Annotated in this window: 12 protein-coding genes; 5 read left to right on the forward strand and 7 right to left on the reverse strand. The window is 63.0% G+C overall.

All coding sequences use genetic code 11. The annotated features are described in order from the left end of the window. The first annotated feature begins 71 nt into the window (after positions 1 to 71). Positions 72 to 1,520, forward strand: coding sequence for an alpha-L-fucosidase (locus tag NTZ43_03620; GenBank protein ID MCX5766300.1), 1,449 nt, complete (start codon positions 72 to 74; stop codon positions 1,518 to 1,520). 10 nt (positions 1,521 to 1,530) lie between these two features. On the opposite strand, the gene NTZ43_03625 is transcribed toward NTZ43_03620, so the two are convergent. The 7 genes from NTZ43_03625 to sprA form a co-directional block, all read right to left on the reverse strand. Further along, a complete protein-coding gene (locus NTZ43_03625) occupies positions 1,531 to 2,901 on the reverse strand; it encodes an alpha-L-fucosidase (GenBank protein ID MCX5766301.1) in 1,371 nt (456 codons plus the stop codon). A 100-nt stretch (positions 2,902 to 3,001) separates the two neighbouring features. Further along, complete coding sequence (locus NTZ43_03630; protein ID MCX5766302.1) at positions 3,002 to 4,027, reverse strand: alpha/beta hydrolase; 1,026 nt, start codon at positions 4,025 to 4,027, stop codon at positions 3,002 to 3,004. Between the two features lie 117 nt (positions 4,028 to 4,144). Continuing rightward, positions 4,145 to 5,341 (reverse strand): type II secretion system F family protein, encoded by a 1,197-nt coding sequence (locus tag NTZ43_03635; GenBank protein ID MCX5766303.1) that lies wholly within the window; start codon positions 5,339 to 5,341, stop codon positions 4,145 to 4,147. Between the two features lie 157 nt (positions 5,342 to 5,498). Continuing rightward, on the reverse strand, positions 5,499 to 6,665 hold the full coding sequence (locus NTZ43_03640) for a type IV pilus twitching motility protein PilT (protein ID MCX5766304.1): 1,167 nt from the start codon (positions 6,663 to 6,665) through the stop codon (positions 5,499 to 5,501). 27 nt (positions 6,666 to 6,692) lie between these two features. Continuing rightward, positions 6,693 to 8,525 (reverse strand): ATPase, T2SS/T4P/T4SS family, encoded by a 1,833-nt coding sequence (locus tag NTZ43_03645; GenBank protein MCX5766305.1) that lies wholly within the window; start codon positions 8,523 to 8,525, stop codon positions 6,693 to 6,695. A gap of 1,002 nt (positions 8,526 to 9,527) precedes the next feature. Continuing rightward, positions 9,528 to 10,487, reverse strand: a complete 960-nt coding sequence (locus tag NTZ43_03650) for a M28 family peptidase (protein MCX5766306.1) — start codon at positions 10,485 to 10,487, stop codon at positions 9,528 to 9,530. Continuing rightward, on the reverse strand, positions 10,484 to 16,588 hold the full coding sequence (gene sprA / locus NTZ43_03655; protein MCX5766307.1) for a cell surface protein SprA: 6,105 nt from the start codon (positions 16,586 to 16,588) through the stop codon (positions 10,484 to 10,486). Before sprA ends, NTZ43_03650 begins: the two co-directional genes overlap by 4 nt. A gap of 145 nt (positions 16,589 to 16,733) precedes the next feature. Here sprA and NTZ43_03660 point away from each other — a divergent pair, with 145 nt between their 5' ends. From NTZ43_03660 to NTZ43_03675, 4 genes are read left to right on the forward strand one after another with little or no spacing between them, the layout of a single operon-like run. Then, the gene (locus NTZ43_03660; protein ID MCX5766308.1) at positions 16,734 to 18,242 is read left to right on the forward strand and encodes an LptF/LptG family permease; all 1,509 of its coding nucleotides are present in this window, start codon (positions 16,734 to 16,736) and stop codon (positions 18,240 to 18,242) included. Next, the gene (locus tag NTZ43_03665; GenBank protein MCX5766309.1) at positions 18,239 to 19,333 is read left to right on the forward strand and encodes an LptF/LptG family permease; all 1,095 of its coding nucleotides are present in this window, start codon (positions 18,239 to 18,241) and stop codon (positions 19,331 to 19,333) included. Before NTZ43_03660 ends, NTZ43_03665 begins: the two co-directional genes overlap by 4 nt. A gap of 11 nt (positions 19,334 to 19,344) precedes the next feature. Next, entirely contained in the window at positions 19,345 to 20,172 is an 828-nt protein-coding gene (locus tag NTZ43_03670) for an ABC transporter permease (protein ID MCX5766310.1), read from the forward strand. Further along, the gene (locus NTZ43_03675; GenBank protein ID MCX5766311.1) at positions 20,172 to 21,053 is read left to right on the forward strand and encodes an MlaD family protein; all 882 of its coding nucleotides are present in this window, start codon (positions 20,172 to 20,174) and stop codon (positions 21,051 to 21,053) included. The genes NTZ43_03670 and NTZ43_03675 overlap by 1 nt, the downstream gene beginning before the upstream one ends. The last annotated feature ends 78 nt before the right edge of the window (positions 21,054 to 21,131 follow it).

Raw genomic sequence — 21,131 nt, forward strand, 5'->3', positions numbered from 1 at the left:
CGGGACATAGCTGGCGACCCACGTGGGTGCGCTGCGAAGGCGCCACTACCGGCCTGAGGCGACAAGAACCGATGAATAACCGAACGTACGTTCGTCCCATCCCCGCCGCGCCACCAGGCGTCAGCCGCCGCGACTTCCTTGCGGCCTCCGGTGCGGCCCTTGGCGCCGCGCTCCCGTTTGGGTCGTCGCTGCCGGCGTTCGGACGCGGACCCTCGGGTGCGTGGAGCCCAAACCCGCTGTCACGTGTAGCGCCCGACCGCATGGCCTGGTGGCGCGACGCCCGCTTTGGGATGTTCGTCCATTTCGGTCTCTACTCCATGCTCGGCGGCGAATGGGGTGGACGCACTGACTACGGCGAGTGGATTCGCAACAATGCTAAGATTCCCATTGATGAATACGAAAAACTGAAAGGCCGCTTCAACCCCGTGCAGTTCGACGCCGATCGCATCGCGCGTCTCGCCGCCGAAGCGGGGATGAAATACCTAGTGATGACCACCAAGCACCACGACGGCTTCAGTTTGTTCGACACCAAGCTCACCGACTGGAGCATCACGCACACGCCCTACAAAAAGGACATGATGCGCGTGGTGGCCGACGCCTGTCGCCGGCACGGCGTAAAACCGTGTTGGTATCACTCCATCATGGACTGGCATCACCCCGACTATCTGCCGCGCCGCGAGTGGGAAGCCGCCGGTCGCCCAGCCAGTGGCGCCGAGTTTAACCGTTTCGTGAAATACCTCCACGGCCAGGTGGAAGAGCTGCTCACCCACTACGGCGACATCGGCGTCATGTGGTTCGACGGCGAATGGGAAAGCACCTGGTCGCAGGACCTGGGCGGCGCACTCGCCGAACATGTTCGCAAACTCGCGCCGAACACGCTCATCAATAGTCGGGTGGCGCCGAGTAAGGCGAATGGTCTCGAGGCACAACTCTCCCGCCCCGCGCTCGGTGACTTTGGCACCCCCGAGCAGAAAGTACCGGACCGCGGACTCCCCGGCGTCGACTGGGAAAGCTGCATCACCATGAACCAGAACTGGGGCTACAACCGCGCCGACCACGACTTCAAGAGCGTACCCAAGCTCGTCGGGCTACTTGTGGAAACAGCGTCGAAGGGCGGTAATCTGCTGCTCAACATCGGCCCCACTGGCGAGGGCGCTGTGCCCGCGGAGAGCATCGAACGCCTCGGCGGGATTGGCCGATGGATGCGGGCGCACAGCGAATCCATCTACGGCACGCAGGCCTCGCCCTTTGACGGGGTGCCGTTCAAGGCCACGCGGCGGGATCGTCGGCTCTACGCGTTTCTTCCCGAGTGGCCGACGGAGCGCGAGCTGTTACTCCCCGGCGTTCGGTGGTCCGCGGAGCATGTGTGGATGCTCGGCGATAGCGGCCGGCGGCCGTTGAATGCGAAACTCGAGGACCGCGGTCTTGTGGTCACGCTGCCCGAGAAGCCAAGCGATGCGGTGTGCTCAGTACTCGCCGTGGAGCTGCCGATGGCCGTACCAGCGACTATCGAGAGCTGAGGGGCGCGCGTTACGCTCGTTCGTGCCGGTGCACGGACAACCGTGAAAGCCGTACCGGCCCTATCGACGAGCGGAGCGTCACCGAAAGCCCATGTGCCGTCACGGGTTCCATTCGGTGCAAACGCCGATGCCCAATTGTCGTACCGCTCGCAATCGGCCGCACGGTGTCGTTGATAATCGCCGACACGGTATGCGACTCTACGGTCTGCCCGTGCGCGATCGCCTCTTGCAAGCTCACCACATCGAACGTGACCGGCCGGCCGAACGTGACGATGAACTCAACGGAGTCATTCGGCCCGCGTGCCATGAAGTAGCTGTCGGGGTCACGATCCAGTGCCAGCGCAGGCCGGTAGGCGCGATCAGTCGGCGCACTCGCAGACGCGGTGGCACCAGCGGCGAGATCGTTCTCGAATAGCGCGCGCATTCGCTCGCCAAACTCGGAGAGCGCCCGCACATCGCGATCGTGCAACGTCCCACTGGTGCTCGGCGGCACATTGAGGAGCAGATTGGCGTTACGACCTACTGAGGAGAAATACAATTCCTCGAGGTTGTCCGCGCTACGGACCTTTTCGTTTTCGCTCTCGCGCCAAAACCAGCCCGGCCGAATAGACACATCGGCCTCCCCCGGTCGCCACACGGTACCGCTGGGAATGCCGTGCTGGAGCGCGCTGATAATCTGCGGACCATCGGCGCCTGGGTACGGCACCGCCTCAGGGTCCATAGCGCACCAGTTAGGATCGCCGGCCACGCCGCGCTCGTTGCCCATCCAGCGGATATCCGGCCCAGCGTCGCTGAACATCAGCGCATGTGGTTGCAAGCGGCGCACGGTGGCGTGCACGCGCGGCCAATCATATTGCTGCCGCTTGCCGTTGGGGCCCTCACCGTTGGCGCCATCGAACCAGACTTCGGTGAGCGGGCCGTAGCGGGTGAGGATTTCGGTGAGTTGCTGCTCGTAGAAATCGTTGTAGCGCGGCGAATCGCCGTAGCGTGGCTCGTGACGATCCCACGGAGAGAGATAGAGGCCCGCGCCGAGTCCGTCGGCGCGGCAGGCGTCGGTGAACTCGCGAACGACGTCGCCATCTCCGTTTCTCCATCCACTCGACTTCACCGAATGCGCGGTAGTTTCGGAGGGCCAGAGGCAGAAACCGTCGTGGTGCTTGGCGGTGAGCACCACGGCCTTGAAGCCCGCCGCCTTTGCCGCTCGCGTCCACTGCCGAGCGTCGAGATTCGTTGGCGCAAAGGAGCGGGGGTCTTCCTTGCCGTCTCCCCACTCGCGCCCGCTGAAGGTGTTGACGCCGAAGTGGAGGAAGAGCGCGCGTTCCTGGCGCTGCCAGCGGAGCTGATCTGGGGTAGGGACGGCGTTAACGACGCGACGCGACACGTCCTGGTCCGCACGCAACGCGCGCCCGACAACGACTGCGCCGATCGACGTCGCTGTGCGCAGGAAGGTTCGACGGTTTAGGGGCATGCCGAGCGGAGCCCTATTTCCCCGCTTTCGCGCCCACCGCAACGGGAGTCGGCGGCGCCGACCGCAGGGTATCCAGCATCTCGCGCACCGATTGGATCACAAGCTCCGGCCGGTCGCGCTGGATATAGTGGCCGCTGTGCTCGGCGAGGATCCAGCGTCCGCGCGTCGAGCGCGCGACGATCTCTTGGTGCATCGCGACCCACTCGCCGTGCATCGAGTCGGCGACGGCTTGCGTGATACCCGGGGCGCGCGGCACCACGTCGGCGGTGAGCGCGATGAGCGGGAGCGCACCGAACGGCTTCACGTCCCGCTTCACCTCGGCGTTGAAAGCCGAAAGACTGTTGATCAGTTCCGAGGTGTTCGCCATCGCGGCGTCAGTCGTGGTTCGCGCCGCGATGATCGCCGAGAGCGTGTCGGTGATCCGGGCCTTCGCGACGAGGCGGTCGATCCCGACGAAGTGCAGCGCGGGAAGGCTCCGTAAGACGAGGAACGCCCACGGAGGCACACCCGCTTTCATCCGGTCCATCTGATCTTCGTGCGATCCATCGACGAGGATCAATCCCGCGACTTCCGTTGGATAGTGTACCGCGTAATGGCGGATGATCGGCCCGCCGAGCGAGTGCCCGACGAAGAGGTACGGTCCAGGCTCGCCGGAGCGGGCTAGCAGGGTGTGCAGGTCAGTGATCGCCGCCGTCGGCGTTGGCCGACCGGGAACCGGATCGCTCCACCCCGTGCTGGCGCGGTCGTAAGAACAGGTGCGGCTGAGCGCCGAGAACTGTGGCTGCACAGAGTGCCACGATGAGAGGCCGAAGTCGCCCGCTCCAGCCTCGAGTATCACCGTCGGCGTGCCGCTACCCGTGCAGTAGAGGTGCATCGATCGCCCGGGCGCCACCTCGACCATGCGGCCGGGGGCTTTCCACCGCGCGTCGTCGCGCCGGTGGAGGATGCGGGCGTAGACCGCGGTACCGGTCAGCGCCAGAACGACACAGGCGGCGCCCCACTTGAAGAGCGTGAACATCACACGAACTAGCGATTTCATGCGCGAGCTCCCAAGAGGAACGAGTGTCGTGCTTCGATGTCTGCAGCGTGTTTTCCGTGACGCGCTGAAGCCTTGCAACGTCTATCGAGCTTATCTGCACAAACGTATAACTCGCTCCTACTGCACCGCGTTGATCATATCGAAGATCGGCAGATACATCGCGACCACCATGCCGCCCACCACCACGCCGAGGAACACGATCATCACCGGCTCGAGCAGCGAGAGCAACCCGCTCACCGCCGCGTCCACTTCTTCGTCATAGAAGTCGGCAATCTTCGAGAGCATTTCGTCCAAGCCGCCCGTCTGCTCACCCACGGCGATCATCGAGATCACCATGGGCGGAAAGACGTTGCTCTTGGCGAGCGGCGCCGAGATCGTATCGCCGCCAGCAATCGAACTGCGGCTCGCCATGATGGCGTCAGAAATCACGCGGTTGCCGGCCGTCTTCGAGGTAATCTCGAGCCCGTCGAGGATGCTGACGCCGGAGCTAATGAGTGTACCGAGCGTGCGCGTGAAACGGCTCACGGCGCTCTTGCGGAGCACGTCGCCGAGGACGGGGGCGTGTAGCATCAGGCGATCGATCATCAGCTGGCCATTGCTCGTGGTGTAATATTTTCGCACAGCCCACTGCGCGGCAAAGCCGCCAAGACCGAACGCCCACCAGTAGCCCTGCAGCAAGTTCGAGAGCCCGATCACCACGCGCGTCGGGAGCGGCAACGAGAGGCCCACGCTCGCGAACATGCTCTGGAACACCGGAATCACGAAAATGAGCAACACGACGATGGCAATCGCCGCCACGCTCATGATGACGCCAGGATAAATCATGGCGCCCTTCACTTTGCGCACGAGGGCATCGTTCTTTTCCATGAACGTCGCCAAGCGCATAAGAATCGTATCGAGAATACCGCCCGCCTCGCCGGCGGCCACCATGTTCACGTAGAGGTCGGTAAAGGCGTTCGGGTGCTTCGCGAGTGCGTCGGCCACCGTGTGGCCAGACTCCACGTCAAACACCACCTGCCGCGTGACCGCCGACAGCACCTTGTTCTCGGTTTGTTTACTCAGGATGTCCAACGCCTGCACCAGCGGCAAACCGGAGTTGATCATCGTCGAGAACTGACGCGTGAAAATCACGATGTCGCGCATGGAGATGGCGCCGGTGGTCTTCACCTTCGACTTCGACTGCTCCTCCACCTTCACCACCGTCAAGCGCAGCCGGCGGAGCTGTTGCACGACATCCTCACGATTCGCCGCATCAATCGTGGCGGTCTTGAGGTCACCCTTGGCGTCACGCGCCGTATAGGAATAGGTCGGCATTGCTTTCTCCGCTGTCCTCGGAATCTTCAGGCGCTCGGCTGGTGCCGCTCGCCCACACATTTTCGTTTTTAACTGATCACGGTCAACTGAAAACGGTCAACGGTCAACAAACCGCAGTACATCGTTGACCGTTTTCCGTCTTCGGTCCACTACCCCCCTACCGCCTCGGCGGCCCACCTTGCACCGGCATCTTCGGCCCCGTCGCATCCCGCGGTGACGTATCGCCTTCCATTGGCGCTCGGCCAATCATCCGCAAAAACTCGTTTGGATCGCCCGACACGCGCAGACACTCTTCCTCTGCCACCTCGCGCGCCATGTACAACTGATACAGCGAGTCGTTGAGCGTCTGCATGCCGTGCTTCTTGCCGCTCTGCATCGACGAATAAATCTGGTGAATCTTGTCGTCGCGAATCAACGCGCGAATGGCCTGCGTCACCACCAAAATTTCCGCCGCCATCGCGCGGCCCTTGCCGGCGCGCTTCGGGAGGAGCGTCTGCGTCACGATGCCTTCGAGCACGAACGCTAACTGCGAGCGCACTTGCGACTGCTGATGGCTGGGGAATACGTCAATAATGCGGTTGATCGCCTCGGCCGCCGAGTTCGTATGCAGCGTGGCAAAGGCCAAGTGGCCCGTCTCGGCGATGGTCAGCGCGGCCTGAATGGTCTCGAGGTCGCGCAATTCGCCAATGAGAATCACATCCGGATCTTCGCGCAACGCATACTTGAGCGCGCTCGAGAACGACTTGGTATCGCTCCCCACTTCGCGTTGGTTGATGATGCAGTTCTGATGCTTGTGAATGAACTCGATGGGGTCTTCGACCGTGATGATGTGACCGCGCCGCTCTTTGTTCACTTTGTCGATCAGCGCCGCCAGCGTAGTACTCTTGCCCGAGCCCGTGGGCCCCGTCACCAACACAAGCCCGCGCGGCTTTTCGGCCATCCGCACGATGGCGTTCGGCAACTGCAGGTCTTCGGCCGTCTTAATGTTGATCGGAATCTGGCGCATCACCATCGACACGCAGCCGCGCTGCTTGAAGCAGTTGCCGCGAAAGCGGGCAAGCCCCTGGATGCCGAACGAGAAATCGAGCTCATCCTCCATCTCGAAGCGCTTCTTCTGCTGCTCGGTGAGCACCGAGTACGCCACCTGGAGCGTGTCCTTGGGCGTCAGCACGAACTCGTTCGCCGAGCTGACGATCTCGCCGTCCACGCGCAGCTTGGCGCGTTCACCAGCGGTAATGTGCAGGTCAGACGCATTGCGCTCGATCATTTCTTCGAGCAACACACGCAGATTGACCTGGGACTGGGGGGCTGCCGGTACCGTCATGATTCGAGTCTATGGGGATAGAGGAACTTAGGCACTCGTCTCTCGGATGACTTGTTCGAGCGTCGTCACACCCTTCAGAACTTTCAGCCAGCCGTCCATGCGCAACGTCAGCATGCCGCCGTCCACCGCGCACTCACGAATTTCGGCGGCGCCCACATTCTGCAACACGAGCTTTCGCAGCGCCGGCGTCATGGTCATCACTTCGTACAAACCCTGACGCCCCTTGGTGCCGCTGCCACTGCACTGTTCGCACCCACGACCGCGGTAGAATGGCAGTTCGCCGATCGTCGTATCGAGCGACAAGTTCACCAAGAAGGGCGCCGCGTCCTTGGTGGCGTTCTTCTTGGCGCCATCGAGTGCGACCTCATTGAACCGCAGCTCGCGCAACGTCGTCGTACGCGTCACCTTGGCGGCATCGAGCTCGAGATCGTCCGGAGTGTACTTCTCTTTGCAATTGCCACACACGCGGCGCACAAGACGCTGCGCCAGCACCAGATTGAGCGCGGAGCTGACATTGAACGGCTCGAGCCCCATGTCCATCAAACGCGTTACCGTTTCCGGCGCCGAGTTGGTATGGAGCGTGGAGAGCACCATGTGCCCCGTGAGCGCGGCCTTGATGGCAATGCCGCCGGTCTCAAGATCGCGAATCTCACCCACCATGATGATGTTCGGGTCCTGCCGCAGAAACGCTTTGAGCGCTGCCGCGAACGTCATCCCGATTTCATTGCGCACGAGCACCTGATTGATGCCGTAGATGTTGTACTCCACGGGATCTTCGGCGGTCATGATGTTCGTGTCGATCGAGTTGACCTTCGACAGACACGAATACAGGGTGGTGGTTTTGCCCGAACCCGTGGGGCCAGTGACGAGCACCATCCCGTAGGGGTTCGACACCGCCTCCATGATTTCTTTTTCGGCGTGCGGCTCAATGCCGAACTTCTCGAGATCGAGCGTCAGGTTGCCCTTATCGAGAATTCGGAGCACGACCTTCTCGCCGAAAATCGTCGGCAGGGTGCTCACGCGGTAATCGATAACCTTCTTGCCCATCTTGAGCTTGATGCGCCCGTCCTGCGGCACGCGACGCTCGGCGATATTGAGCGCGCTCATAATCTTGAAGCGTGACACCAGCGCCGCCTGCATCTTCTTGGGCGGCTTCATGATTTCGGTGAGTTCACCATCAATGCGGTAGCGCACGCGAATGTCGTGCTCAAAGCATTCAAAGTGAATGTCGCTCGCGCCCTTCTTCACGGCATCGGTCAACAACGCGTTGATGAGCTTCACAACCGGCGCTTCATCCATCTGCGCGGCCAGCGCGGCGCTGTTGTCCTCTTCCTTGGTCGTCTCTACGACTTCGAGATCTTCCTCCGTCTCCATGTCCGCAATGTCGTCGAGCAACGACGACATCTGCGTGTCGGCTGCCTCGAAGATCTTCTCGAGCGCGTTGCGGAGCGTGAACTCTCCAGCAATCACGGGGAAGATGTCGTAGCGCGTGATGAACTTGAGGTCGTCGATCACCGCGAAGTTCGTGGGATCGGCCATCGCGACGGTCAGCGTGCGCCCGTCGCGCTTGAGCGGCAGCACCAAGTTTTTCAGCGCCAAGTCCGCCGGGATCATCTTCACGATCTTCGGGTCGAACTCGAACTTGGAGAGATCCACCGCCTGCATTTTGTACTGGCGCGCCAGCGTGCGGATGAGGTCGATTTCTTGAATCGCCCCAGCCTTCACGAGGTTGTAGCCCACACGCGACCCACTGGAGCGCTGTTCGAGTAGCGCCGCATCAAGTTGGTCGCGCGAAATCAGCCCCTCTTTGAGGAGGAGGTCGCCAATGCGTTCACCAGAGGTCGCTACGGGAGATGCCATCTGACTCTTAAGGCTCGCTGTCGGGCGTACGGGAGCCGGAGCCAGCACATCTATAGAGATAGTGCGTGCACTGGCCCGGATTTGTGAAGCTGTCCGGCGGCAAGAGTCGTGTCAAGGACGCGCGTCACGGTCGCACTCCACCGTGCCCCGCCCCCCTCCTTCGCGACTCTCCCGCACCCTCCTGACGGGGTGCCAGCGAAAACGTCACGAGCGGCTGAAGTCGCTCCGCCAGTCGAGCTCCGACCCCTCGTACCCGCCGCAGCCCTTCGATCGACCCGAATGGCCCTCGGACTGCCCGGTCCGCCACAATCGCCCGAGCCAGCGCGCTGTTTACATAGGGGAGGCGCTCGATGTCCGACACGCCGGCGATGTCCAGATCGACGCTCGGCCGAGCGGGCGAGAGCGGCACCACACCCCCCGAGGTGAAGGCCCGAATCTCGCTACGGCGGGCCTGATCGCGGGCTCGAATCGCCGACCCCGCACGCGCCTCAGCTTCCGCCGACCACTCTGCCGCCGTCCAGCGGGCGGAATCCTCTCGCGCCATGCGCCGGCGGTAGGCCGCCCGCGGGTCACGGTCGGCGGTGGATTCCGGGGGTTGGACTACAGCCGAGCCCCGTCGCCGGCTGGTTGAGGAGGCACCGGACTCGTCCGCTCCGGCGAACGGATTGGTGCGTCTGCGGCCGGACGCCCGAGCCGCGTCGCGGGACGTACCGACGGTGTCCGCCCCTCTCCGGCCGCGACCACCCGCTCGTGGGCGCCTCCCCCCGCCCGCCGCGACCGCCGAATCGACCGCCTCGATCTGACGAGCCAAGGCCTCGCCGCCTGACGCCAAAACAGGCGCCCGCTCGGCCTTCCATTCGCGCCAGCCTCGCGCGGTGACTCCCAGCGCGGCGAGGCTGGCCAGAAAAATCAGCGCTTTGCGCTCTCCCGGTGTCGGCATGGCACGAGCATACCGCGCAAGCGCCAACCCATTGTCACCAAAACCCCGCACGCGCCATCGCGCTAACGCACCAACGCCACCGCTACATCCCCCACCACCTTCAACGACTTCGCCGAGAGCTTGTCCATCGTGTCGTTGGTCGTGTGATGGTAGTTCGGCCCGCCCGAACGCGACTGCTCGTTGGGATACTCGAGGTCGATCACGTCAATCACGCGCAACCCGGCACGAATCAGCGGAATGTGATCGTCCGTGATCGTGTCGCCGACGCGTGGACTGAAGTACTCCTCGTAGCCCATCTCCTTGGCCTGCGCCCACACACGCTGCACCACTTCTGGCGCGGCCTTTATCGAATTCACCTCCTGAAGCATTCGCAGCTCTTTGTCGCCAATCATATCAAAGAGCACGCCGAACATTGGCGTGTAATCGGGCGACGGCAGATGCGTGGCGAAATACTCTGAGCCAATCAGCACGTCCACATCTGGCGGACCAAACTCGCCCCAGTCCTCGCCGTCTACGAAAAGCAGGTCCACGCCGACATTGGGCGGCAGACGCTTGAGTTCGTCGGCCAGCGCGAGGAACAAGCCAACACCGCTCGCGCCGTCATTCGCGCCGTCAAAAGGCTTCGTGCGATTGGATTCAATCGGGTCAGAGTCCGCCACGGGGCGCGTGTCCCAGTGCGTCACATACAACACGCGATTCTTTTCGTTAGGTCGAAAGCGCGCAAAGATATTGCGCATCGGCAACTTTCGTCCGTCGGCCGTGGTGTGCGTCCACGTTTGCTCCAGCACCGTATCGGCCGTGGCACGCAACCGTGCCACCATCCAATCACCGGCTTTGCGCGCAGCGTCGGTGCCGGGAATGCGTGGGCCAAACGCGACGTTCTGCCGCGCATAGCTCAGCGCAGAATCGGCGTTGAACTTGGTCGATGCGCTCGAGGATGACGCCTTGTCTCCGCCGCCGCACGCCGCCGAGAGGAGCGCGAGGAGTCCGAGGCCACGCGCGAGGGCTGTGTGTTTGGTCACCGCAGTTCTCCGGCATAAAAGGCAATTTGAAGCACCGCCGACAACACAATCTGCGTGATACGGCGGTTGAGGTTCGTGTCAAAGGTCACGATGTGGGCGCTCTGCAATGAGAACGTGAGGTTCTCGTCCACGCTCGTGTCTGCATTCAACGTAATGGCCCGACGGCCGTTGTCGGCGAGCCGACTGCGCGTGCCATTCGCCAAGTCGCTGATCAGCCAAGTGCTCGCCGCCTGCTGCTGCCAGCCGAACCGCGCGCGCAATGGGCTGCGCAGCTCCCACGCGGCGGGGAGCGGGAAAGTGCGCGAGAGGTCTGCTACAAACTCTCGGGTCTTGCTGTCAGCAATCGTGCCGGGGAGCGAGTCCAGTCGGTACGTCGTCCCCACAGTGACCGACCCGCGCAAATGTCCAGGCTCGGCGAACTCCACATTTGCCCCGAGCGGATAACTCAGCGTGCGCGACGTGCGCACATCACTGGGCGACCCCAGCACGGTACCCGGCATCAGCGAACGCTGCTTGGTGAGCGCGAGTCGCGCCGACCAGCCGATGGTCGTAATCCAATCCTCGAGCAGGCGCGGGTGCATGGTCGCGCGCAGGGTGATATCGGGAAGGGTGAGTTGCTCACCATCCACCACCGTCTCGCTCTGATCGGCGCGACGCAGCCAGTTGCGCGACGCCACGCGCCGCGTGGACGCATCGAGCGTCAGTCCCGCCGGCAAGCGCAAGCCGGTGTGCAACGCGATCTGCGCATTGCTCCCGGCCGTCGTCGCCATACGATCGTGATCGCGCAGGTAGCTGTCGAGCCCCGACAATCCAAACTGATAGCCCAATCCCGGCGTGAACGGCGTGCCGTCAAACGCGGAGGTGAGCGACCGATTGTACGTCACGTCGATCGGCAGCAGCGTATTGAACACACGCGCGCGATGCGCCGAGTCGGTGACCCAACTGGCCGCAATGCGCGCGAGGTCCACCTGCGCACCACTGTTGAGTTGTTGCAGCGCGGTAATGCGGCGCGGCAAACGATACACGCCAATGGAGTCTTGCTCGCGCAGAATGTTCGGCGAGTTCGGGTCACGCAGCAACCCATAACTCGTAATCAACTCCGCGCGCGGCCGCAGCCAGCCGCGCAACTGAGGCACAAAGCGATAATTGGAACTCACGTAGCGTTCGCGTTCGAGCCCTTGAATACCGAACAGCGAGGTCCGCTCCGCCGTGGCGGTGGCCGTGCGCAATGAGGTATCGCCAAAGGCACGAAGGTCGCGACTCGACGCCACTTCCCAGCGCGCGTCCAGTGCATCGAACGGACGAAGTTCCAGCGACGCCGAGTTGCGCCAGAGATTCGTGAGGCCGTTGACGGTGCGCGCGGTGTCCGTGAGGGCGTCGGCGGGCTTGGTAAAGCTGGACCGTGAATCGTCACCCTTGGCGTAGTTGGCACTCAACCGGAACGCCGCCGGCGACGCGCGATATTGGGCCCCGCGCAGTTCCTGCACCATTTCCGAATTCGCCATCCAGGCCGGCAACCCGGAGAGCGCCTGCTCCCACCAGCGCGGCATCGCGCGGCGCTCACTTTCACCGGCGCCCACGAGCCAGTCCACGCCCGCCGTGAACATGGCGCTGTGACCGCTCTGGAACTCCGACTGCTGCGTGCCCGTGTTCATCGCCGACGTCACGACAATGTTATTCACAATGGGCGCGAGCCAACCGCTTTCGAGCGGCGTCGCACGCCGAAGTGAGAGCGCGACCGTCGTCACATCGGCCCGCGGCGAACGGAGCCCCGCGATTTGATCGGCTTTGATATCGGAGCGCGTAATGAAGTTCTGCGTGTTGGCCGTCGACGAATGCGTCACGGTCATCGGCATCGACAAGCCAAGCCCCGGCGCCACGCGGTCGAGGCGCACGGTTGAACTCACGTCGAGCGTATTGTCGCTCACATTGGTCGGCACTTCGGCGAGTTGCCGGAAATTCGGATCGCGGTGCGAGAGCGCCATGTGCATGGTGCCCAAGTCTGCGGCCGCCACGTCAAAGCCCACGTGCCCGGCATACCCTGGCGTATTCACGACATTCGCGAGACGAATGTCGTCCACCCACACTTCGAGCGTGTCGCCGGCAAGAATGCGGCTCGCGCCGACGCCGCCGGAATCCACGCGCACAATGCCGACGGCGAGTTCCTGCACTGCCGCCAGATTGGGCGGACTCACCGCTGGGTCCACCGTGTACACGATATAGCCATCCGCACAGGCGGCACGCCGACGCGACGACTGACCGAGCGGTATGCCGCTCGCCACGATGAGCACCGAATCCACGCCCGTGCACGAAATGGAGTCGGGGCGATTTTGCAGATACGAGTTTTGCAGCTTCGCACGCAACGCAATGAGCTTATCGAAATCCACCCGCACTTCGGGGAGCCAAGTGGCTTGTCCGCTCCCCGAGTTCACGGGCGTGCGGTACGCATAGAAGTTGTCGGCGTCGCGTCCGATCTTCACATAGAACTGCAGTTCGCCGTTCTGCCCCCAGCCATTGCCGCGGCCACGCGCCCAGGCGCGCAGCTCCTTGTATTGCTGAAAATTCCGTGCGCCCTCAGGAAACCGATAATACGCTTCGGCGCGTTCGTACTTGCCGAGCTGAGTGGCCGTCAGCCGCAACGAGCGTTCGTTGATCACGAGACGCTGGTTCTGCACACCCGTCACCCGAATGTCTGCCTGATCGACGACGCCTGGCGGCGACTCATAGATCAGACCGCTCACGCTGTCTTTGTCCTGCGTGCCAATGGTGCTCGCGAGCACCGTGCCAAACGATGACCGCTCGCCACCAATGCCAGCCACCGAGCGGTCAGAGCGGCGTAGCCAGGGCGCGCCACGCAGCTTGAGTCCGGCAATCGGCGTCTGACTGAATGCGTTATCCGGCAGCGCCTCGCCCGAGATCATCGTCAGTCGCATCGCCCGCACACGGCGGACGAGCGGACCACCATTGATTGTGTCCATCGGCGCGGCAAACGGCAGACGCACGAACACCCAGCAGACACTGTGCGGCGTGCCCGCGGTATCTACCGGCGAACTGTCGCACCCGCCAACGCGTGAATACGCCTTGGAGTCGGACAGGTCCACGACGTAGCGGAACAACCGCTCTTGCTCGCGCTGCGCCGAATCAAAGTTGAGCACGGCGTCGTTATCAATATCCCATTCGTCGAGTCGCCCGTTGTGCACCGTGCAGTTGTTCTTGGTGTCACCAATTAGGGCGAGCCGCGTGTTGGTGCGAGAGCACACCGGGAAATTCACCAGCGTCCCTGCGCTGTCAGGCGACGCGAACAAGAGCCGCGGCACCACGTCGCCAGGGAGACCGTTGTCGTTCTTCTCCACGTTGAACGCGCGCGAGAACGGATCGCGCTCCGTCTGCAACGTGTCGCGACCATAGATCGCGCGCCCCGAGAAAATGGAATCCGCGTTGAATCCGCTCCCCGTCACGAGCAACTGGGTGGGGCCAATCGCCACCGTGTTCTCGGACACATCGCCCACGTCAAAGACAAACACCGGATTCTGCCGACGGCGCGCAGCGGCCGTGTCCACGCGCACCCAAAATTCAAGATTGTCTACGCGCGAGAGATCCGCCCCCGCCGCACCGAGCGACTGGCGAATCGAACGCCACCGTCGGCCGCTCGGCGCGCCAGAAATGTGCCACTGATATTTGTTCTTCACGTCGCGGTACGCGCCGCCCACCGACAGCGGGTACAGCGTCAGCCAGAGCACATTCTCCGGCGCTTGTAGGACGCCGTTGGTCACATTCACCAGCGGATCAATCTGACTCAGCGTCCAGGTGACCGGCGTGCCAAGCCCCGACGCGCCATTGTTCTGCCAAGCGAGTGTAGAGGCGCGTTGCAGGTCGAGCGTGAACGAACCACCCACGCGCGCCGCGAGCTTGCGACCGAGCGCAGGCTGACTCGAGTACTGCCAGTTGGGGTCGAGTAGCGTGAGGCTTGTCACGCCAGCATCGCCCTCAAATGCTTCGAGATACGCCTGCGACGACGCGCCGAACTGCGGCCGGCTCATCGCCACCTCTGCCTCCACACGCAACCGCGACGGCACCTTGGCATTCACACCCTTGAGCGCGCCGAGCGCCCGCGAGAGCCCCGGCGCGTCAAACGAAAACCCACTATTCAGCCCAGCAATAAACGATGACTGACTCTCATAGCCCAGCGTCGGTCGCGTCAGGTTGGTCCCCTGCCGCTGACCGATCGCCATAAAGTTTACATCGCCATTCCGAAATGGCAGCGACGACGCAAAGCCCACAATCGACGTCGGCGTACTCGGCGCAAACGTCGGATTTTCTTCGAAGCGCGCCGTCACGGTGCGTGGGCGCGCAAAAAGCGAATCGGGATGCAAAAAGGTGACGATGCCGATTTCGTATTCAATCGAATAATCACGATCGCGCTTGAGCGCACTGCCGTCGTCGAGCGTCAGATGCTCGGAGAACGGACGAATCTGACTCACACCCAAGGCGAGGGTGGAGTTGCCCGAACCACCGTCCGACTGATACGACAACCGCAGGCGATACACACTCTGCGGGTGCTGCGCCGAATACAAATACTCACTCGGCGCTGTATAAATCGCGTCGTTGGCTGGGTTCCCCGCTGGCTGCGCGAATCCCGCGCGCGCAAAAGGCTGCAGCGACGGAAACACCACAAAACGATCGGCCGCCACACGCGTACTGGCCGAAAGGCCAATGGCGGCGACGGGATCGCCAGGGCGCGGCCAGAGTCGGTTTTCTCCGTCGAAGGACGACGGATTGGAGAACTGCGCCAGCCCGTACAGTTGCAGAAAACTCGCGGCGTTGCCGGCGAGCGGCTTTTCCTGCGAGTAGGTAGCGCCGGTGAAGATGCCAAGCGAGACAGTTTCGCGCTGCACGTCGTCGCCCCCCACGCGGTACACCGAGCGAATTTCGCGCGCGAACGCGGCGTCACCGGGGCGCACATTCGGATCCCACAGCAGGCTCGCGTACTGCTCGCGCGCGGTGTACGACACATCGGGCGTGCCGCCTGTGGTGGTGAGCGTGGTGTCGCGGCCATTGAGGCGTACGGTGTAGGCCACCACAAGTCGCTCCGACGACGGCGAGAGCGGCTGCCGCAAAAACACCCAGAGCTGCGACGGGTCCACCACGTAATCGACGTTCTCGCGCAGGAGCTCGTACACCTGACCACGGCGCGACGAGGGATCGCCGATCAGACGGAACTGCGGGCCATTGGGGTTTGACGGCTGACCGCCGATCAACAGTCGGTAGAGCGCGACCTTTACCGGCCGCAATGAATCTGGGAGCGCGGCCGCCAACTGCCGGAGGCGACCCCCGTTGAGAATGTCGATGTTCGGGTAGCCGCCGAGTCGGCGCGGATCCACCGTAAAGAAGAATCGGCGCGCTTCCACTTCGTAGTCGCTCACGTCGCGCGTCACCGATTGACGCGACCCCGCAGCGCCAACGGTGTAGCGCCGGTCGCGCACAATATTCCCCGACTGCTGCGCCACAATGCCGCGCATACCGAGACGACCAAACTGCGCCACCGCCTGCACCCCGTAGTTCCCCTGCGGAATGCCACTGCTAATAAAGCGGCTGGCCGGCGCCTCAAACGCCACATTGCCGACGTCCACCCGCTGCAACCACTCGCCCTTTTTCCCCTCGTAATAGAGCGAGAGGTTGTTCGACGCGGTCACCATCTCGCGCTTGGAGTCGTAATCCATGTTCACGTGAATGCGGTCGGCCACCGTGCCGCCCGTTTTCACGTCGAACTGAAAGTTGAAATCCGGGCGGAAGCCGTTATTGCACCCCGTGGTACCGCTCACAAAGAAGCTCGTCACGCACCGTTCGTTGGTGGTGCGGTTGAGCTTGCTCTCCAAGCGCGCATTCAGCCGGAACCCGAGGTCAGAGCCCGGTCCGAACACCGATGCGGCCCCCGGGAGTGCCGGTTTGAGGGCACTGCGCCCCGCGGCGGAATCCGCGCGGAGCTTGAGGCTGTCCCCACGCGCCTTGACCGAATCCGCCCCCGCCTGAGCGCCCAAAAGGCGCGCGGCGACGACGAAAAGGAGGGCGAGGGAAAGGCGGAGGGGTGGCAGTGGGCGCACCAAAGCCCTGGTTCAGGGTATCTACCACCTTGCCTGAAGGTGGTCGCCGAGTGGAATATACGACTAGCTCAAGACGCTACAACCCTTTGTGGTATGCGGAGTTCCTGCCTTTTCGCGGCCTCCGCCCGCCCCCTGCCCTTCCCGCTTGAAAATCGTCACCAAGTACATCCTCAAAGAGCACGTGGGACCGCTGGTGTTCGCCCTCTCGGCGCTCACCTCGCTCCTTCTGTTGAATTACGTCGCCAAACGGTTTGGCGAGCTCGTCGGCAAGGGGCTGCCGGGGAACGTGATCGCGGAGTTTATGCTCCTGTCGATCCCGTTCACCATCGCCATGACCCTGCCGATGGCCGTGCTCGTGGCCACCCTCCACGCCTTTAGCCGGATGGCGGCCGAAAACGAGATTACGGCGTTCAAGGCCAGTGGGGTCTCGATGCGTCGGCTCATGGTGCCGGTGATTGTGGTGGCCAGTTTCCTGACGCTCGGCATGGTCGCGTTCAACGACCAAGTGCTCCCCGCCGCCAACCACCGGCTCAGTACGCTCTCCAACGACATCGCGCGCAAAAAGCCGACATTCGCACTGCGTGAGCAGGTGATCAACGAGGTCGTGGCTGGCCGCCTCTTTTTGCGGGCCGCGCACCTGACGCGCAGCTCCAGCCAGATGCGCGACGTCACCATTTTTGACTTGACCGACCCGCAGCGCCGACGCACTGTCCGCGCCGACAGCGGCACGCTCGCCCTGTCCAACGACGGGCGCGACCTGATGCTCACGCTGTACACGGGGAACGTGATTGAGCTCGCCCCGAACGAAACCCCCACGCGGTTGCAGCGCAATTTCTTCCGCATCAACCACGTGCGCGTCCGCGGCATTGGCAACAGCCTCGAACGCGATACCGTGGGCGGCGAGAAAGGCGACCGCGAAATGACCATATGTGAACTCGACCGCAAAGTGCGGCGCGCGGGATTCGTGCGCGACAGCGCGTTCGCGCAGCTCAAGCGGCTCGACCCCGCCGAATACAAAAAGACCCCGCGCCGCCCAATCTCGCGCGGTATGGGCAATGTGTACTGCGGCTTGGTCTACTGGTGGACCGATCTCCGCTTGGTGAAAACCGCGCACGCCGCCGCGATGGCTCAGAAACCAGCGCCGCCCGCTGACGACTCCAACACCCCACGCCCACTCCCCCCTTCGGCGGGAGTCCTTCAACTCACCCCCGAAGTGATGGGGGACGCCTCCACCCGTTCCGTCCTCGCCGAGCAAGTGAAGATCTCCATCGCGCAGGCGCAAGCGATGATCGACGGCAATCAGGTGGAAATCGAAAAGAAGTTTGCCATTTCGTTCGCGTGCGTGATTTTCGTGCTGCTCGGCGCCCCCGTCGCGCTGCGCTTTCCGCGCGGGGGCGTTGGCATGACCATCGGCGTGAGCCTCGGCGTGTTCGGCCTCTACTACGTCGGCCTGATTGCCGGCGAAGATCTCGCGCGGCGCGGTATGATCTCGGCGTTCTGGGCCATGTGGACGGCGAATATCATTTTCTTTCTCGCTGGAGCCGTGCTCACCGCTCGCCTCGGTCACGAGGGCACCACGAGCCGCGGCAGTGAGACCGGCGAGTGGTGGGGACGGTTGATGGACCGCGTGCGCCGTCGGGAGCGTGCCGCATGAAACGCCGCTTCGTCAAGCCGCTCGACAAATACGTCTTCACCGAGTTCCTGAAGATTCTCGCCGCCACGACGCTCGGCTTTCCGATTCTCGTGACGGTGGTGGACATCACCGAGAAGCTCGACAAGTACCTCGCCCGCAAGCTCACGCTCGCGCACATCATGGAAGCGTACGTGTACAACGTGCCGTACACGATGGGGCTCGTGCTCCCCGCCGCCGTGCTCTTTGCGACCGTGTTTGCGATTGGCGGCTTCACGCGCCATTCGGAGATCACGGCGGCCAAGGCGAGCGGCATCAGCTTTCACCGGTTCATCGCGCCCATCGCCTTTGGATCGGCGATCGCCACGGTACTCGGCCTGCTACTCGCTATTGTGACGCCCGATGCCAACCGGACGCGCGACGAACTCCTCGGCGAAAAACGCGCCGACATGGAAAGCCGCTTCAACTTTACCTTTGCTGCCGAAGCCAAGGAAGCGCGAACGTACACCATTACCAACGCCGACCGGAATCGTGGGCTCCTCGAAGGAGTAACCATCGAACGAAAGGGAACCGGCGAGGCCTATCCCTCGTACGTCATTAGTGGCCGCATCGCGAACTACTCCAAGCGGCGCCAGAACTGGACGCTGCATCAGGGCGCGCTGCACATCTTTGGCGACGATTCCTCGAACTTCACGATGGCCTTCGACTCTCTGCGCGATCAACATTTCAAGGAACTCCCCGCGTACTTGATGTCGAATCCGCGCGCCCCAGACGAAATGGGGTTCGCGGAGCTCAAGAATTACATCAAGGCCATGGAGCGCTCCGGCGGCGACGTGAAGCAACTGCGCGTCGAGCGCATGCTCAAGATCGCGATTCCCGTGACGTGCATGATCATCATGATCTTCGGCGCACCGCTGGCCACCAGCAATCAGCGTGGCGGAGCGGCGTACGGCATCGGCGTGAGCCTCGCCGTCACGGTGGTGTTCCTCATGTCGGTTCAGCTCACACAGGCCATTGGCGCCAAGGGAATCGTGATGCCTGAACTGGCGGCGTGGATTCCGTGCATCATCTTCGGGGTGGCGGGCACCGTGCTTCTCGCCCGCGTGCGCACGTGACCCAACCTCCCGTGACCTACCGCGAGACCGAGACCTTCCCCGTGTTCCAACGCGGGGGCATCCACTTCTTTCGCCGGATGTCGAAGTTCTCGCTGGGCTTTCTCTCCGGCGTTGGCCAGCGCGTGCTGTTCCTGCGCGAGCTGTGGCGCGCGCTGTCAGAGCCAAAAACATATTTGCCGCACGTCATTCCGCAGATGCGCGCGATCGGCGTGGATTCCGTGCCGCTCACGATCATGGTGGCGGCGTTCATTGGCGGCGTGATTTCGCTGCAGATTCGCTATCAGCTCTTCCCTGGCATTCAGCTGTCGATCGTTGGCCTCTCGGTGCGACAGATCGTCATTCTCGAGACCGGCCCACTGCTCACCGGACTCGTGCTCGCGGGGCGCGTCGGCGCCAAGATGACCGCGGAAATCGGCACGATGCGCGTCACGGAGCAGATTGACGCCCTCGAGACGTTGGCCTACGACCCCGTCGCATTCCTGATTGTGCCGCGCATTATCGCCGCCGTGTTGATGCTCCCGATTCTCGCGATTATTGCCGACCTGTTTGGTGTCTTTGCCGGCATGGGCGCCGCCGTATTTCTCACGGACGTCCAGATGTCGCAGTTCCTCGATGGTGTTCGACTAGGGTTCGACCAGTTCCAGGTGACATACAGCCTGATCAAAGCCACACTATTTGGCGCCGCCATCGCGTACCTCTGTACCTATGAGGGTTACGTGACCGAGGCCGGCGCCGAGGGCGTTGGCAAGAGCACGGCCAAGGCGGTCGTGATCTCGTCCGTGTGGATTCTCGTTCTCGATGCCTTTACCGCCGTTCTCCTCGCACCGTACCTGCAGTAATGAAACGACGCGACGAAGTACTCGTAGGCTTGACCGCGACCGTGGCGATTATCGCGCTGATGATCGGCTCCCTCTGGCTCGCCCGTGGCGGACTCCAAAAGGGGTATCCGCTGTTTGCCAAGTTCACCTGGGGCGCCGGCCTCAAAGAAGGACAGCCGGTGCTGCTGGCGGGCGTGAACGTGGGCTACGTGGAGTCGGTGGATCTCCGGTCAGACGGTCTGCTCATTGTGAAGATGCGCGTGCGCTCCAACTACCACGTGCCCGTGGGCTCCACGGCGACCATCGAGCCCAACGGCTTCTTTGGAGACCAGCTCGTGGCGCTGCACCCAACGCGTCCCAATCCGAAAACCTTCCAGCCCAATGACACGCTGCTCTCGGGCCGCCCCACGCCGCTCCTCGGCGACGTCCTGGCTCGCCTCGATACCGTGATGGGCCATGTGTCCGTGCTCACGCAGGGGCTCCGCAAGGAGCTTGTGGACAAGAACGGACTGGCCGACATCCACCAGACGGTCACCAACGCGTCCGCACTCCTCGACCAGCTCTCCGCCGTTGCCAAGCGCCAGAACGAGGAGCTCAGCCGCACGCAGGCCGCGCTTCGTCGCGTGGTCAATGCCGTGGATTCCGTGAAGGTGGATTCCACCATCAAGGCGCTGGCTGGCGCAGCCACGAGCGTCAAATCGCTGGCCTCCGATCTGCGTGAGACCACCGGCAAACTCAACGTCACGCTCGCCAAGCTCAACGACGGCGATGGCTCGGCGTCGAAGCTCCTCAACGACCCCAAGCTCTACAACGATGTGCGCTCGCTGGTCACGCGGCTCGATTCGCTGACGGCGGAGTTCAAGGCGAACCCGCGGAAGTTCATTAAGCTGAGCATCTTCTAGCGCAACCGCAGGACGCAGACGAAGAAACGCCCGGGCAGCTTTCGCTGCCCGGGCGTTTCTTCGTACGGCCTACGCGTG

The organism is Gemmatimonadota bacterium, from assembly GCA_026387915.1.
Classification (GTDB): domain Bacteria; phylum Gemmatimonadota; class Gemmatimonadetes; order Gemmatimonadales; family Gemmatimonadaceae; genus Fen-1231.

Coding starts and splice junctions, on each gene's coding strand:
- NTZ43_03675 (MCX5766311.1), top strand. CDS start 20,172: ATGAAACGACGCGACGAAGTACTCGTAGGCTTGACCGCGACCGTGGCG.
- NTZ43_03635 (MCX5766303.1), bottom strand. CDS start 5,341: ATGCCGACCTATTCCTATACGGCGCGTGACGCCAAGGGTGACCTCAAG.
- NTZ43_03630 (MCX5766302.1), bottom strand. CDS start 4,027: ATGAAATCGCTAGTTCGTGTGATGTTCACGCTCTTCAAGTGGGGCGCC.
- NTZ43_03645 (MCX5766305.1), bottom strand. CDS start 8,525: ATGGCATCTCCCGTAGCGACCTCTGGTGAACGCATTGGCGACCTCCTC.
- NTZ43_03665 (MCX5766309.1), top strand. CDS start 18,239: ATGAAACGCCGCTTCGTCAAGCCGCTCGACAAATACGTCTTCACCGAG.
- NTZ43_03620 (MCX5766300.1), top strand. CDS start 72: ATGAATAACCGAACGTACGTTCGTCCCATCCCCGCCGCGCCACCAGGC.
- NTZ43_03640 (MCX5766304.1), bottom strand. CDS start 6,665: ATGACGGTACCGGCAGCCCCCCAGTCCCAGGTCAATCTGCGTGTGTTG.